Genomic DNA, 13,336 nt, shown 5'->3' with positions numbered 1-13,336 from the left:
CAAATTAAAACGGAATGTCGTCATCCATGTCGTCAAACCCACCCTTGGCAGGCGCAGGGGCCGCAGGGCGTTGCGCTGCTGGCGCTGCAGCGCGAGGTGCGGCTGCTGGGCGGCTGTAGCCACCGCCGCCTTCTTCGCCACCACCGCTGGGACCGCCCATGCCTTCACGGCCGCCCAAGAGTTGCAATTCAGTGGCAATGATGTCTACGGTGTTTTTCTCCACGCCTGTGGTTTTGTCGGTGTACACGCCGTATTTCAAGCGGCCTTCCACGTAAATGGGACGGCCTTTTTTGACGTATTCGCCAGCGATTTCGGCCAAGCGGTCATAGAACGTGACGCGATGCCACTGTGTGTCTTCAATCATCTCGCCGCTGTTTTTGTCTTTGCGGCGGCTCGATGTGGCCACGCTCACGTTGGCCACGGCTTGGCCGCTGGGCAGGTAGCGCACTTCAGGGTCGCGGCCGCAGTTGCCGACGAGGATGACTTTGTTAACGGATGCCATGGGTAAATTCCTCCAGATATGGGCTGATTATGGGGTCTTTGCGGAATGAACTGGACGCTTGGGCGCCACCATGGGCCAAGCTACCACCAGCCACAGCACCATGAGTGCCGCGCAAGTTAAAAACAAGCCTTGTGTACCGTAGCTTTTGACAAGCTGACCGCCCATCACGCCACCTGCAAAAAAGCCCAGCGATTGCAGCGTGTTGTACACGCCCATGGCCGCACCCCGCGACGAGGCGGGCGCAATGCGTGAAACCAAACTGGGCTGTGTGGCTTCGAGCACGTTGAAGCCGCAAAAGAACGCAAACAACAACCAAGCCAAGCACGTCACGCTGGGCGCGCCAGACGACACCCACAGCAGCGCCACTTGCACCAAGGCAATCAAAGCAATGGCGCTTAAAAACACCGCACGCAAATAGCCACGACGCTCGAGCGGAAACACCGCGCCCATCAACACGAACGAACCGAGCACAGCGGGCAAGTAAATTTGCCAATGGTCGTCCTTGCCCAAACCGGCTTGCACCAAAAAGGCGGGAATCGCCACCCACATGGCCAGCTGCACCGCGTGCAAAACAAACACGCCAATGTTCAGGCGCAGCAACGCGGGGCTAGACAACACTTGGCGCAGGCCCCCACGGGCGGCGTCTTTGTGGGCCTCAGGCTCAGCCGGCACGCCGCACACCACCACGGCCGTGCCCAGCAGCGCCAGCACCGCCGTCAAGACAAACAAGCCAGACAAACCGATGTGCGCCGCGATCACGGGCGACACCACCAGCGACAACGCAAACATCAGCCCAATGCTCGCACCCACCAAAGCCATGGCTTTGGTGCGCACCACATCGCGGGTCAGATCGGCCAGCAAAGCCGTCACCGCGGCAGACACCGCGCCTGCGCCTTGCAGCGCACGACCGGCCAGCACGCCCATCAAGGTATCGGCACTGCCAGCCACCAAGCTGCCCAAAGCAAATATCAGCAGACCAAAAATAATCACCCGCTTGCGGCCCAAACGGTCAGACGCCATGCCAAACGGAATTTGCAACAGGCCTTGCGTGAGGCCATAAATGCCCATGGCCAAGCCAATCAGCGCCGGGTCGTCCCCGCCGGGGTACTTGCGCGCTTCCAGCGCAAAAACGGGCAACACCAAAAACAAGCCCAACATGCGCAAGGCAAAGATGGACGCAAGCGAGCCACTGGCGCGCAGCTCGGTGCGCGTCATGGTGGGGCTATCGTCCAGCGTGGGGTCGGGGGTCAGATTGATCGTCACAGCCCGCCATTGTCCCGCATTCTGTAACTCAGCCGCCAACTATGGCGGCGAATCAGATCAGGTCAAGCGCTGCGTGAATGACGCGCCACATACTGGCGCAAAACGGTGTCCATAAGCGATTGCCAACCATCTCCCGTGGACTTGAAATAGTCAATCACCTCTGGGCTATATCGCACCGACACCAAGCGTTTTTTGTTCTCAGACTTTGGCCGCCCGCGCAAAGCCTTCATGGGCACCATGCCCTTGAGTTGTTGGCTGGTCAGCGGCTGCGCATCTGGGTCGAGCTTGGCGGCAGCGTTGATGGCGCGGTCTTCCTGCGCACTTGGCATTTGAACTTTAGAACGTTTCATCATTTTCGACATAGTGCTTCACCTCGCGTCGGTTGGCTCGACGAAGACTGATGATTCTTCGTACGTCACCACGGTCCACAAACGCCACGCAATAAAGAATTTCGGTTTTTGGAGCAAGCGCAATCATGCGCATTTCGTTGTAATCAACCCGCTCATCCAACCATACCCAAGCAGCGTCCCAGTCAAGCTCTGCGGCCATGGCCAGCGAGACACCATGCTTAAGCCGGTTACTCGCATCTTTGGTCGGATCGAACTCGATACGCATATTTTAATGTAGCTACAAAAATTATGGTGTGTTTTTCTGGAGTGTGGTTTGCAGGTTGGTACTGCCAAGAAACTCACCATCAAATCTTTTGGGCTTTGCACGTACACAACGCCTGTGTGTGCATCTTTCTTAATGCGCCACTATCATGGCGGGTTGCCCTTTTATTTTGAGTGTCCAGTGAACGCACCTTCTGACGGCGCCTACTTAGGCCAAGCCCTGAACCATCCTTCTGCCATGCGAAACATCAGCATTCGCGGGGCGCGCACGCACAACCTGAAAAACATCGACCTCGACATTCCGCGTAACCAGTTGGTGGTCATCACGGGTTTGTCGGGTTCGGGCAAATCCAGCCTCGCGTTTGACACGCTGTATGCCGAAGGCCAGCGCCGTTATGTGGAAAGCCTCTCGGCCTACGCCCGCCAGTTTTTGGGCCGCTTGGACAAGCCCGATGTGGACCTGATTGAGGGCCTGTCGCCCGCTATCAGCATTGAGCAAAAAGCCACCAGCCACAACCCGCGCTCCACCGTGGGCACGGTGACCGAAATTCACGACTACCTGCGCTTGCTGTTTGCCCGCGCGGGCACGCCCTATTGCCCTGACCACAACTTGGCGTTGCAAGCGCAAAGCGTGTCACAAATGGTGGACGCCGTCATGGCGCTGCCCGAAGACACCAAGCTCATGCTGCTCGCGCCCATCGCGCGTAACCGCAAGGGCGAGTACAGCGAAATCTTCACGCAGCTGCAAGCGCAAGGCTATGTGCGCTTTCGCATCGAGGGCAAGGTGTACGAATACGACGAACTGCCCGAGCTGAAGAAAACCGAGAAGCACGACATCGACGTGGTAGTGGACCGCATCAAGGTGCGTCATGAAGCGCCAACCGCTCCTGCACCTGTGGCAGCGCCCAGCATTGGCGATGTGGCCGTGGCCGCACCACCGCCCGGATTGCGCCAGCGTTTGGCCGAGAGCTTTGAAGCTGCTTTGCGTTTGGCCGAAGGCCGCGCCATTGCGCTAGAGATGGACACGGGTGTGGAGCACGCGTTCAACGCCAAGTTTTCTTGTCCGCAGTGCACGTATTCCATCAGCGAACTCGAACCGCGTTTGTTCTCGTTCAACTCACCGGTGGGCGCTTGCCCCTCGTGCGACGGCTTGGGTCACCAAGACTATTTCGACCCTGCACGCGTGGTGGCGTTTCCATCGCTCAGCCTGGGTAGCGGAGCCATCAAAGGCTGGGACCGCCGCAACGCGCATTACTTCACGATGCTGGAAAGCTTGGCCAAACACTACAAATTTGACCTCGACACACCGTTCGAAGATCTGAGCCCCGAGACACGCCAAGTGCTGTTGTACGGCTCGGGCGAAGAAGAAATCAAATTCAACTACAGCCTTGAAAACGGCTCTGGCAAAAAGCTGAGTAAGAAGCACCCCTTCGAAGGCATCTTGGTCAACATGGAGCGCCGCTACCGCGAGACCGACTCCACCGTGGTGCGCGAAGACCTGTCGCGCTACCGTGGCGTGCGTGCGTGTACCTCCTGCGGCGGCACACGCTTGCGTCGCGAAGCGCGTAATGTGCGTATTGGCGAAGGCGAGCAAATGCGCGGCATTTTCGACATCAGTCACACCACGCTGGGCGAATGCTTTGGCTACTTCAACACACTCAAACTGCAAGGTGCAAAAGCAGAAATTGCAGACAAAGTGGTGCGCGAAATTGCCTCACGCTTGAAATTTTTGAACGACGTGGGCCTGAACTACCTCAGCCTCGACCGCAGTGCCGACACGCTGTCGGGCGGCGAAGCGCAACGCATTCGCCTCGCGTCACAAATTGGCTCGGGTCTGACGGGTGTGATGTACGTGCTCGACGAGCCCAGCATTGGCCTACACCAGCGCGACAACGACCGCCTGATTGACACCCTCAAACACCTGCGTGACATTGGCAACAGCGTGTTGGTGGTGGAGCACGACGAAGACATGATTCGCGCTGCCGACTTTTGCGTAGACATGGGCCCCGGCGCGGGCGTACACGGTGGCCAAGTGATGGCGCGTGGCACACCTGCCGAGATTGAGGCCAACCCCAACTCATTGACAGGTCGCTACCTCGCGCAAGCCTTGCGCATCGACGTGCCTGCCAAACGCAACGCCTTTTTGCCCGTGGAAGCCGAAGAGCTGAAGTTCCAACGCAAGCTGCACAAAGATGCGTCGGAGCACCAAGTGATTCGCATCCGTGGTGCGCGTGGCAACAACTTGAAAAACGTCACCGCCGATTTCCCTGTGGGATTGCTCACCTGCGTCACCGGCGTGTCGGGTTCGGGCAAATCCACGCTGGTCAACGACACGCTGTACACCGCAGCGGCGCACACCATTCACCGCGCACACGACGAGCCAGCGGCACACGATGAGATTACGGGCCTCGACTATTTCGACAAAGTCATCAACGTCGACCAGTCACCCATTGGCCGCACGCCACGCAGCAACCCTGCCACTTACACCGGCCTGTTCACGCCCATTCGCGAGTTGATGGCCGAAGTGCCGATGGCACGCGAACGTGGCTACGGCCCAGGGCGCTTTAGCTTCAACGTGGCCGCGGGCTCAGGCGGCGGTCGCTGCGAGGCTTGCCAAGGCGACGGCATGGTGAAAGTGGAAATGCACTTCTTGCCCGACGTGTATGTGCCCTGCGATGTGTGCCACGGCTTGCGCTACAACCGCGAAACCTTAGAGGTGATGTACAAGGGCAAAAACATTGCGCAGGTTTTAGAGCTGACGGTGGAAGCCGCTTTGCAGTTCTTTAACGCCGTGCCCAACATCGCCCGCAAGCTGCAAACCTTGATGGACGTGGGCCTGTCGTACCTGCAACTCGGCCAAGCAGCCACCACGCTATCGGGCGGTGAAGCGCAACGCGTGAAGCTGGCCTTGGAGCTGAGCAAACGCGACACAGGCCGCACGCTTTACATCTTGGACGAGCCCACCACGGGCCTGCACTTTGCCGACATTGCGCTGCTTCTGAAAGTGCTGCAACACCTGCGCGATGCGGGCAACACCATCGTCATCATCGAACACAACCTCGACGTCATCAAAACCGCCGACTGGCTGATTGACATGGGCCCAGAGGGCGGCAGCGGTGGTGGCACGGTGGTGGGTGTGGGTACGCCAGAAGACTTGGCGGCCAACCCTGCCAGCTTTACCGGCAAGTACTTGAAACGCTTGCTACCCAGCTGATATCAATGCTGATGCCCATGCGTGCCGTGCACATGGCGGTGGGCAATTTCTTCAGCCGTGGCGGCGCGCACATCCGTCACGGTGCAGCTGAAATGCAGCGCTTGACCCGCCAACTCGTGGTTGCCGTCTAGGTGTACTTCGGGGCCTTTGATCTTCACCACGTTGAACACGCGTGGCTGACCATCGTCGCCCGCGCCTTGCAACTGGCCGCCCACTTTTACGCCCGGTGGAAACTCCGCCTTAGGGATGACGCGCACCAATGATTCGTCACGTTCGCCAAAGGCATCTTCAGCGCTCAAATCCAGCTTGACTGCAACGCCAACGGCTTGACCATTGAGTGCTGCTTCTACCTTTGGAAAAATGTTGTCGTAGCCGCCGTGCAGATACGACAAATGCCCCGAGTCCAAAGGCTTGCCTGCGGGTGAGGTGACTTGGTATTTGATGGTGACGGCCGTGTCTTGAACGATTTGCATGGCTAGGCTCTGAATGAAAAATGCCATTGTCCACGACCTCTGATGTGGCGCGTCATCAAGCCTTACCATTCACCCCCATGAAACCTGTCATACGTGCCTTTTTCCAAACCCTGCGCCTTGTGCTGGGCCCTGTCATGCTGCTCAAAGAGCGCCTCACGAACCCCGAGGGCGTACAACGCGACGCTGCGGCTCAAGCCGCGGTTGATCTGCAATGTCAAAGCTTGGCGCTGTACCAATTCAACACCTGCCCGTTTTGCATCAAGGTGCGCCAAGAAATGCGCCGCTTGTCGCTGCCGATTGAGAAACGCGATGCGCAACACCACGTTGCCAACCGCGACGAACTGCACCAAGGCAGTGGCGCTACCAAAGTGCCTTGTTTGAAAATCACAGAAGCCAACGGCGAGACGCGTTGGCTGCAAGACTCGAAGGTTATCGTGGACTACCTCCGCACACGCTTTACAGCCGCTTAAGACAATCAAATATGCGTCTCATCAAATCGTCATTCTTTCCTTGCACAATCGCATTTTTAAGCAAAAACGATGAATTCATCACACACCCACTACGACACCCTGAGCCGTGCATTGCATTGGCTCACCGCCATCGCGGTCATTGCCGCCTTCATTCTTGGGCCAGAGCACTTTGGCCGCGAAATGCGCAACGGTTTAGACCCAGCGACACGCATCGACATCGTGTTGCATGAGTCGCTGGGCATATTGGTGATGGCACTGACGTTGCTACGCCTAGTCTGGGTAGCCGTACGTCCAGCCAAGCCCAGTTTTGACATGCCCGCATGGATGCACATCGCATCCAAAGCCACGCAGGGCTTGTTGTGGTTGATGCTGCTGGCTGTGCCTGTTTCGGCCATGCTGACATTGGGCAGCGAAGGCCATCCACTGACATTGCTGGGCGGCATTCGCGTCAACGACATGCCCTTCATCGCGCAATCTGCGATCGCCGATATGACGGATTGGGGCGAGGTCCATGAGCTGTTGGGCAATGCCATCATGTGGTTGTCTGGCTTGCACTCGGTGGCAGCCATCTATCACCACCGCATTCTCAAGGACGGCGTGCTGCTGTCCATGTTGCCCCCGCGCAGCTGAGCGAACTCAATACGCAAGATGGAAACTGAGCTCAAGCTCTGCATGCGCCAGCAAGATGTACCCGTGCTGTTGATGCATCCGCTGCTGGGCGCACCTGCCAAAGTGCAGCGCCTGCTCAACACTTACTTTGACACGTCCACTATGGATTTGAAGCAACGCCGCATGGCCGTGCGCGAACGTTTGGCTGGCGAGCAATGGCTGCTGACCGTGAAGACCGCAGGTAAAAGCGAGAACGGCCTGTCGCGTCGCCAAGAGTGGGAAGCCCCCACCACGCCAGGCGCGTTGGACTTTGCAGCCTTGGTAGATGACGCTAACTTGGCCGCATCGTTAATGGCTTTGCGTGCCGAACTCAAGCCCTTATTTCGCACTGACTTTGAACGCCACAGCTGGGTGTTGACGCACGACAGCGCCAGCATAGAAGTGGCGCTGGACCAAGGCCACATCACCGTGCCGGGCACAGCGTTGAGCGAAGACATTTTGGAGTTGGAGCTTGAGCTGCTCAGTGGGCCAGAGACGGCCCTGCATGCATTGGCAGATGCGCTGCGCCAAACGCCTAGCGGTGCAATTGCGCTCACGCCATCCGACGCGAGCAAAGCACAGCGCGGATTGGCGCTGTTCGCGCAATCCGCACAAAGCTAAAAGTTAAGCAGCTTTCGCCGCCTGCAAAGTCTCGCGCGTTTGCAAGGCCACACGACGTGCAGCTTCTGCAAAGTCGTCACCCTTGGACGCATACAAAATCGCACGCGATGAGTTGACGATGATGGGGCCGGTGGTGGTGTCGCCGCTCACACGCAAGCCTGCTTTCACCGTGGCTACCGCATCACCACCTTGTGCACCCACACCTGGGATCAGCAAAGGCACAGTGGGTGCAAGTTCACGCACACGCTCGATCTCTTTGGGATAAGTCGCGCCCACCACCAAGCCCAATTGACCGTTGAGGTTCCAAGGGCCTTGGGCCAATTTGGCGATGTGTTCGTACATCAAGGGCTGGCCTTCGACAGACGCGAGGCGTTGATTTTGCAAATCATCACCGCCGGGGTTGGAGGTGCGGCACAGCAAGAACGCGCCTTTGCCGTGGTACTTCAAATACGGAGCCACCGAATCCCAACCCATGAAGGGAGAGAGGGTCACGGCGTCTGCACCGTAACGCTCAAACGCTTCGATGGCGTATTGCTCAGCGGTGCTGCCAATGTCGCCGCGCTTGGCGTCCAAGATGATCGGCACATGGGGCGCGACGCGGCGCATGTGCTCCATCAAACGCTCCAACTGCCCTTCGGCGCGGTGCGCAGCAAAGTAGGCAATTTGGGGTTTGAAGCTATTCACCAGATCAGCGGTGGCATCGACGATGGCTGCGCAGAAGTCGTAAATCTTGTTCGAGTCGCCCTTGATGCGGTCTGGGAACTTGGTCGGTTCTGGGTCAAGGCCCACGCAGAGCATGGAGTTGTTTTGGCGCTCTGCAGCGCTGAGCATGTCAAGGAAGGTCATGGCGTGATTTTAGAAGGCTTACCATGCACCCCATGTCAGCCCTGCCCAGCCTCACCCGTCGCCAACTTTGGACGCTCATCACACTCACCTTGGTGTGGGGCATCAACTGGCCCATCATGAAGCTTGGCGTCACAGGTTTTCCGCCGCTCACGTTTCGCAGCTTGTCGATGTTGATTGGCTTGCCGGTGCTGGGCTTGGCACTGGTGCTGATGAAAGTGCCGCTGCGCATTCCACGCGCACACTGGTGGGAACTGTTGAAACTGGCATTTTTCAACCTGTTCGTTTGGCACGTGTTGGTCATCTTGGCTTTGCCCAAGTTGCCCAGTGGGCGTGCGGCGATCTTGGGCTACACCATGCCCGTTTTCTCGGCTATTTGGGGTGTGATTTGGTTCAATGCGCCGTTGCGGGCGCGCCAATGGTTGGGAGTAGCCGCGGCAGGCGTAGGTGTGTTGCTGCTGCTTTGGAATGAATTGAACAATCTCTCCGGCCAGCCGTTTTGGGTGCTGATGGTATTGATTGCCGCTGCTGTGTGGGCCTATGGCACGCAACGCTTGCGCCACACTCACATTGAAGTGCCCACGCTCGCTATCGCATTTTGGATGACGAGCATGACCACGATATTGCTGACGGTGCTGGCCTGTGTGTTTGAGCAAGACCGCTGGCAAATGCCCGCCGAGAGCACGCAGTGGGCGATTCTTTACAACGCGCTGGGCGTGTTTGCGTTTGCGCAGGCCGCGTGGCTGACACTAGCACGCGGCCTGCCGCCTGTGGCATCTACTTTGAGCGTGATGTTCATTCCCGTGCTGGGCGTGTTCACAGGAGCGTGGCTACTGGATGAAGTGCTGCACTGGCAAGACTGGACAGCCGTGGTGCTGATGGTGGTGGCCATTGCGTCGGTGCTGTGGCCAGCGAGGTCTACTCAGAACCCTTGAGGTGCGCCATGGCCAAACAAAGGTCGGCCCAAACCTTGGCCTTCTCCGGCAAGTTACGCAGTACGTAGTTGGGGTGATAGGTCACCACCACCGGCACGCCTTGGTACTGATACACGCGCCCACGCAGCTTGCCGTAAGGCGTGCCTTCTAACTCGGGCACGCTGTCGCGCAACAAGGCCTGCACCGCAAAGCGGCCCATGGCCAAAATCATTTTGGGTTTGAGCAACGCGACTTGGCGTTCTAGGTAGGGCAGACACTGCGCCACTTCTTCGGGCTTGGGGTTGCGGTTACCAGGTGGGCGGCACTTGAGCACGTTGGCGATGTACACGCCGCCGCCCTCTGCTGTGCGCTCGCCGGTGCGTGAGAGCTTCATCGCACCCAGCATGTTGTCGAGCAGTTTGCCAGCCTGGCCCACGAACGGTTCGCCTTGGCGGTCTTCTTCTTCGCCCGGCGTTTCGCCCACGATGAGCCAATCCACCTGCGGTGCTTGGCCGTCTTTGGCGAGTGCGCCCACGCCAAACACGGTGTTTTGGCGCGAGCCGCATAGCGTGCAAGCTTGGCAACCTGACACGGTGCTGTGCAAGGCTGACCAATCCATTTGGTCAATGCCTTCGGGGCGTTGAATGATGATGGGGGCAGCTTCCGGTTGGGCCTTGGACACCGGCACAGGCATTTGTCGCGCTGCTGTGTCATAGCCTGCTGCGTTGGCAATGGCTTGGGTGGCCAGCTCGCTGGCAGCGGCAAAGCTGTGCGCTTCTTCTGCATGGGCTTGCATCGCCACGTCGCTGGGCACAGAGGCGGATGTATCCACCACCAAAGTTTCCACAGCAGGTGCGCCCATGACGGCGGCTTCAGACATGGGTGACCACACGCGCACGCCCATTTCGGCCAGCATGGCGCGTTGGCGTTTGTCGAGGTGCAAGGTGTCGGTCATGGGTAATAGCTTACAGCTTGAGCGACATCACCACCGCGTGCTCGCGTTGGCCGTGGTCGGCGGGGTAATAGTTTTTGCGTTCGCCCACACGACGGTAGCCATAACGCTCGTACACCTGCATGGCGCGGGTGTTGCCCACGCGCACCTCTAGCCACAGCCATTGGGCTTGGCGGCTGCGCGCCCACACCGACAAGGCATCGAGCATCAGCACACCATAGCCTTGGCCCTGAAACTGTGGCGCAACGGTGATGTTGAGCAAATGCACTTCCTCCACGCCCTCCATGGCCACAAAGTAGCCAATCAAGGTATCGCCGCCCATCAGCGCCAGCAGCTGATAGCCCGACTTGAGTGAGTCTGCAAAATTGCCTCGTGTCCACGGGTGGGCGTAGGCGCTGTTTTCGATGCGCAGCACATCGTCGAGCAGCGCTTCAGTCAGCGGCTCTAGGCGTACTTCGGGTTTCAAAACGGCGTTCATAGGCCAGCCGCGTGCTGCGCTTTGATCTGCATACGCTCGTCGGTGGTTTGCGCCACTTTGTCGCGGATGTAAAGCGGCAGCGCTTCTTCGGGCGGCACCGCTTGGCCTGCGGCCCACGCGGCGGGGGCCAGGCGCAGCAGCGCGGCGGCGGTGGGCAAAGCCATCAGCTGAGGTGCAGTCAGCGCAACGGGCCAACGGCCTGCGTACACGGGCCATGCATTACCTGCTGCGATGAAACTGTCTTGCGACCAATCGGCGGGCCAATGCATAGATTCGGGTCTGTGCAGCTCGGGCTGCTGCACACAGCACCACATGCCTTGCAACGGATTTGCTTCGCTTGACGCATCGGTAGCGTTTGGCGTGAACTCATACGCCGCCACATACACCTGCTCCATGCGCGCATCCATCACGGCCAGCACGCGCGTCACGGGTGCTGCACCTGTTAAAGCATTCGCCGCACGCGCCTCTTCAGTCACGGCCAACAAGGTGTCAATCGGCAACACGGGCAAGTCAGCACCAAAAGCCAAACCCTGCGCCACCGAGCACGCCGTACGCAAGCCCGTGAACGCGCCCGGTCCACGGCCAAACACCACGGCCTGCAAATCGGTCAATGCCAAACCGGCCTCTTTCAAGAGCGCCAAGGATTGCGGAATCATGTGCGTGGACGTGAGCGCACCGCCTGCGCTGGTGTGCGTCCATGTCTGCGTGCCGCGTGCGACCGCAAGAGAAAGAGTGTCGGTGCTGGTCTCTAAAGCCAGCCACTGGTTGGTGTGCATCTGCTGATTATCCCAGCCGTGATAATTTGCCCATGACCTGCACGCACATGCCCACTTTGCACACGCTCACACCCCGCATCCATCCTGCGCGATGGCACTTTGTGCGCTCACCTTTGGCCTATGCGTTCATGGTCGCCGTGATGTGCGCCACAGCTCTAACGGCGCACGCAGCACCCAGTTCAAAAGCCGTGCGTAGCGAACCCCCCAAACACACAGATGGCAACATTGGCCAACTGCCGCCCGAAGTGCAAGCCGCGCTGCAACGCGCCAAAGTGCCCAGCGACAACTTCCATGTGATGGTGATCGACACACACACGGGCAGCACACCGCGCCTAAGCCACCAAGCCCAAGAGCGCGTGAACCCTGCTTCGCTGATGAAGCTAGCCACCACCACCGCCGCACTCGACACCCTTGGCCCCGCCTTTGTGTGGCGCACGCCCGTGTACGTGGACGGCTCTGTGCGCGACGGCGTGTTGCAGGGCAATGTCTACATCAAGGGCAGCGGCGACCCACGCTTGGTGGTGGAGCGTTTGTGGCTGCTGATGCGCCGCATCCAAGGCTTGGGCATTCAAAAAATTCAAGGCGACATCGTGCTCGACCGCAGCGCGTTTGATGTGCCCGCTCGTGACGCCGCCAGCTTTGACGGCGAACCGCTTCGCCCCTACAACGCCGCACCCGATGCGCTGCTGCTCAACTTCAAATCGCTGCTCATTCAGTTTGTACCCGACCGCGCCGCCAATGTAGCGCGTGTGCAAATCGAACCGCCACTGGCAGGCGTGCAATTCCCAGCCACCGTGCCATTGAGCAACGGCGACTGCAGCGACTACCGCAGCGCCTTACGCGCCGATTGGAGCGATGCCACACGCATCCGCTTTGCCGGCAACTACCCCGCTGTGTGTGGCGAAAAAATGTGGCCGATCGCCTATGCCGCACCTCAGCAATTTGCCGCACGCGCCATTGCCGGTATGTGGCAGCAACTCGGTGGCCAGCTCAGCGGGCAAGTGCGCGATGGCAGCATTCCCGCCAACTTGCAGCCCATCTTCAACGTCGAATCCGCCACCTTGGCCGAGACCATTCGCGACATCAACAAGTACAGCAACAACGTGATGGCGCAACATGTGTTCCTCACGCTCAGCCAACAACAACGCGGCGTAGGCAGCTTTGACGCCTCGCGTGATGTGATGCAACGCTGGTGGCGCGAACGCGTGGGCGGCGAAGTGCCCACCTTTGACAACGGCTCGGGCCTGAGCCGCGAAGAGCGCATCAGTGCGCAAGCCTTGGCGCGTTTACTGCAAGTGGCGTGGACCTCACCCAACATGTCTGAGCTGATGAGCTCGTTGCCAGTCACCGGCCTAGACGGCACGATGAAACGCAGCAAAGCACAAGCCAGTGCGCATTTGAAAACCGGTAGCTTGCGGGATGTAGCGGGCATAGCTGGGTTTGTGGACACAGCCAGTGGCAAACGACTTGTGGTGGTGGCCATCCTGCACCACGCCAATGCCAATGCAGCGCGCCCAGCGCTAGATGCGATGATTGACTGGGCGGGCAAGCAGCCCTAATTCAGAAAGACC

Annotated in this window: 15 protein-coding genes; 6 read left to right on the top strand and 9 right to left on the bottom strand. The window is 59.1% G+C overall.

What is annotated here, in order from left to right:
• Window positions 1–4: 4 nt before the first annotated feature.
• The 4 genes from ssb to B9Z35_RS11075 all read right to left on the bottom strand — a co-directional run bounded on the left by ssb (window position 5) and on the right by B9Z35_RS11075 (window position 2,380).
• Entirely contained in the window at window positions 5–502 is a 498-nt protein-coding gene (ssb, locus tag B9Z35_RS11090; RefSeq protein ID WP_104800452.1) for a single-stranded DNA-binding protein, read from the bottom strand.
• A gap of 27 nt (window positions 503–529) precedes the next feature.
• The gene (locus B9Z35_RS11085; protein WP_108283838.1) at window positions 530–1,717 is read right to left on the bottom strand and encodes an MFS transporter; all 1,188 of its coding nucleotides are present in this window, start codon (window positions 1,715–1,717) and stop codon (window positions 530–532) included.
• Between the two features lie 110 nt (window positions 1,718–1,827).
• Window positions 1,828–2,118: a BrnA antitoxin family protein gene (locus tag B9Z35_RS11080; RefSeq protein WP_233246556.1), complete on the bottom strand. Its 291-nt coding sequence runs from the start codon at window positions 2,116–2,118 to the stop codon at window positions 1,828–1,830.
• Window positions 2,102–2,380 (bottom strand): BrnT family toxin, encoded by a 279-nt coding sequence (locus tag B9Z35_RS11075; RefSeq protein ID WP_108283753.1) that lies wholly within the window; start codon window positions 2,378–2,380, stop codon window positions 2,102–2,104. Before B9Z35_RS11075 ends, B9Z35_RS11080 begins: the two co-directional genes overlap by 17 nt.
• Before the next feature lie 234 nt (window positions 2,381–2,614).
• Between B9Z35_RS11075 and uvrA the strand changes: the two genes are divergently transcribed.
• Entirely contained in the window at window positions 2,615–5,590 is a 2,976-nt protein-coding gene (gene uvrA, locus B9Z35_RS11070) for an excinuclease ABC subunit UvrA (protein ID WP_233246566.1), read from the top strand.
• Window positions 5,591–5,592: 2 nt separating this feature from the next.
• Here the strand turns inward: uvrA and B9Z35_RS11065 are convergent, their stop codons facing one another.
• On the bottom strand, window positions 5,593–6,063 hold the full coding sequence (locus B9Z35_RS11065; protein WP_108283751.1) for a peptidylprolyl isomerase: 471 nt from the start codon (window positions 6,061–6,063) through the stop codon (window positions 5,593–5,595).
• Window positions 6,064–6,140: 77 nt separating this feature from the next.
• On the opposite strand from B9Z35_RS11065, the gene B9Z35_RS11060 reads away from it, so the two are divergent.
• The 3 genes from B9Z35_RS11060 (at window position 6,141) to B9Z35_RS11050 (ending at window position 7,802) form a co-directional block, all read left to right on the top strand.
• Entirely contained in the window at window positions 6,141–6,533 is a 393-nt protein-coding gene (locus tag B9Z35_RS11060) for a glutaredoxin (RefSeq protein WP_108283837.1), read from the top strand.
• 69 nt (window positions 6,534–6,602) lie between these two features.
• Window positions 6,603–7,163, top strand: coding sequence for a cytochrome b (locus B9Z35_RS11055; protein WP_108283750.1), 561 nt, complete (start codon window positions 6,603–6,605; stop codon window positions 7,161–7,163).
• A gap of 18 nt (window positions 7,164–7,181) precedes the next feature.
• Window positions 7,182–7,802, top strand: a complete 621-nt coding sequence (locus tag B9Z35_RS11050; protein WP_108283749.1) for a CYTH domain-containing protein — start codon at window positions 7,182–7,184, stop codon at window positions 7,800–7,802.
• Between the two features lie 3 nt (window positions 7,803–7,805).
• On the opposite strand, the gene pyrF is transcribed toward B9Z35_RS11050, so the two are convergent.
• Window positions 7,806–8,648 carry an orotidine-5'-phosphate decarboxylase gene (pyrF, locus tag B9Z35_RS11045; protein ID WP_199219814.1) on the bottom strand — a complete coding sequence of 281 codons (843 nt, stop codon included), beginning with the start codon at window positions 8,646–8,648 and terminating at the stop codon, window positions 7,806–7,808.
• A 41-nt stretch (window positions 8,649–8,689) separates the two neighbouring features.
• Here pyrF and B9Z35_RS11040 point away from each other — a divergent pair, with 41 nt between their 5' ends.
• Window positions 8,690–9,580, top strand: a complete 891-nt coding sequence (locus B9Z35_RS11040; protein WP_108283835.1) for a DMT family transporter — start codon at window positions 8,690–8,692, stop codon at window positions 9,578–9,580.
• Here B9Z35_RS11040 and B9Z35_RS11035 read toward each other — a convergent pair.
• From B9Z35_RS11035 to tsaB, 3 genes are read right to left on the bottom strand one after another with little or no spacing between them, the layout of a single operon-like run.
• Window positions 9,564–10,514, bottom strand: coding sequence for a uracil-DNA glycosylase family protein (locus tag B9Z35_RS11035; RefSeq protein WP_233246555.1), 951 nt, complete (start codon window positions 10,512–10,514; stop codon window positions 9,564–9,566). The genes B9Z35_RS11040 and B9Z35_RS11035 overlap by 17 nt on opposite strands.
• A gap of 10 nt (window positions 10,515–10,524) precedes the next feature.
• The gene (gene rimI, locus B9Z35_RS11030) at window positions 10,525–10,989 is read right to left on the bottom strand and encodes a ribosomal protein S18-alanine N-acetyltransferase (protein WP_108283748.1); all 465 of its coding nucleotides are present in this window, start codon (window positions 10,987–10,989) and stop codon (window positions 10,525–10,527) included.
• Window positions 10,986–11,765 (bottom strand): tRNA (adenosine(37)-N6)-threonylcarbamoyltransferase complex dimerization subunit type 1 TsaB, encoded by a 780-nt coding sequence (gene tsaB / locus B9Z35_RS11025; RefSeq protein ID WP_108283747.1) that lies wholly within the window; start codon window positions 11,763–11,765, stop codon window positions 10,986–10,988. The genes rimI and tsaB overlap by 4 nt, the downstream gene beginning before the upstream one ends.
• A gap of 32 nt (window positions 11,766–11,797) precedes the next feature.
• On the opposite strand from tsaB, the gene dacB reads away from it, so the two are divergent.
• The gene (gene dacB / locus B9Z35_RS11020) at window positions 11,798–13,324 is read left to right on the top strand and encodes a D-alanyl-D-alanine carboxypeptidase/D-alanyl-D-alanine-endopeptidase (protein ID WP_108283746.1); all 1,527 of its coding nucleotides are present in this window, start codon (window positions 11,798–11,800) and stop codon (window positions 13,322–13,324) included.
• The last annotated feature ends 12 nt before the right edge of the window (window positions 13,325–13,336 follow it).

Origin of the sequence: Limnohabitans sp. Jir61 (genome assembly GCF_003063545.1) — a bacterium.
Taxonomy (GTDB): Bacteria; Pseudomonadota; Gammaproteobacteria; order Burkholderiales; family Burkholderiaceae_C; genus Limnohabitans.
The sequence above is the reverse complement of the archived record's forward strand: the minus strand, read 5'-3'. Positions and strand labels throughout refer to the sequence as shown.

Bases quoted from the DNA above. Each gene is read 5' to 3' on its own strand.
- ssb (WP_104800452.1), bottom strand. From the start codon at position 502: ATGGCATCCGTTAACAAAGTCATCCTCGTCGGCAACTGCGGCCGCGAC.
- B9Z35_RS11085 (WP_108283838.1), bottom strand. From the start codon at position 1,717: ATGACGCGCACCGAGCTGCGCGCCAGTGGCTCGCTTGCGTCCATCTTT.
- B9Z35_RS11080 (WP_233246556.1), bottom strand. From the start codon at position 2,118: ATGATGAAACGTTCTAAAGTTCAAATGCCAAGTGCGCAGGAAGACCGC.
- B9Z35_RS11075 (WP_108283753.1), bottom strand. From the start codon at position 2,380: ATGCGTATCGAGTTCGATCCGACCAAAGATGCGAGTAACCGGCTTAAG.
- uvrA (WP_233246566.1), top strand. From the start codon at position 2,615: ATGCGAAACATCAGCATTCGCGGGGCGCGCACGCACAACCTGAAAAAC.
- B9Z35_RS11065 (WP_108283751.1), bottom strand. From the start codon at position 6,063: ATGCAAATCGTTCAAGACACGGCCGTCACCATCAAATACCAAGTCACC.
- B9Z35_RS11060 (WP_108283837.1), top strand. From the start codon at position 6,141: ATGAAACCTGTCATACGTGCCTTTTTCCAAACCCTGCGCCTTGTGCTG.
- B9Z35_RS11055 (WP_108283750.1), top strand. From the start codon at position 6,603: ATGAATTCATCACACACCCACTACGACACCCTGAGCCGTGCATTGCAT.
- B9Z35_RS11050 (WP_108283749.1), top strand. From the start codon at position 7,182: ATGGAAACTGAGCTCAAGCTCTGCATGCGCCAGCAAGATGTACCCGTG.
- pyrF (WP_199219814.1), bottom strand. From the start codon at position 8,648: ATGACCTTCCTTGACATGCTCAGCGCTGCAGAGCGCCAAAACAACTCC.
- B9Z35_RS11035 (WP_233246555.1), bottom strand. From the start codon at position 10,514: ATGACCGACACCTTGCACCTCGACAAACGCCAACGCGCCATGCTGGCC.
- rimI (WP_108283748.1), bottom strand. From the start codon at position 10,989: ATGAACGCCGTTTTGAAACCCGAAGTACGCCTAGAGCCGCTGACTGAA.
- tsaB (WP_108283747.1), bottom strand. From the start codon at position 11,765: ATGCACACCAACCAGTGGCTGGCTTTAGAGACCAGCACCGACACTCTT.
- dacB (WP_108283746.1), top strand. From the start codon at position 11,798: ATGACCTGCACGCACATGCCCACTTTGCACACGCTCACACCCCGCATC.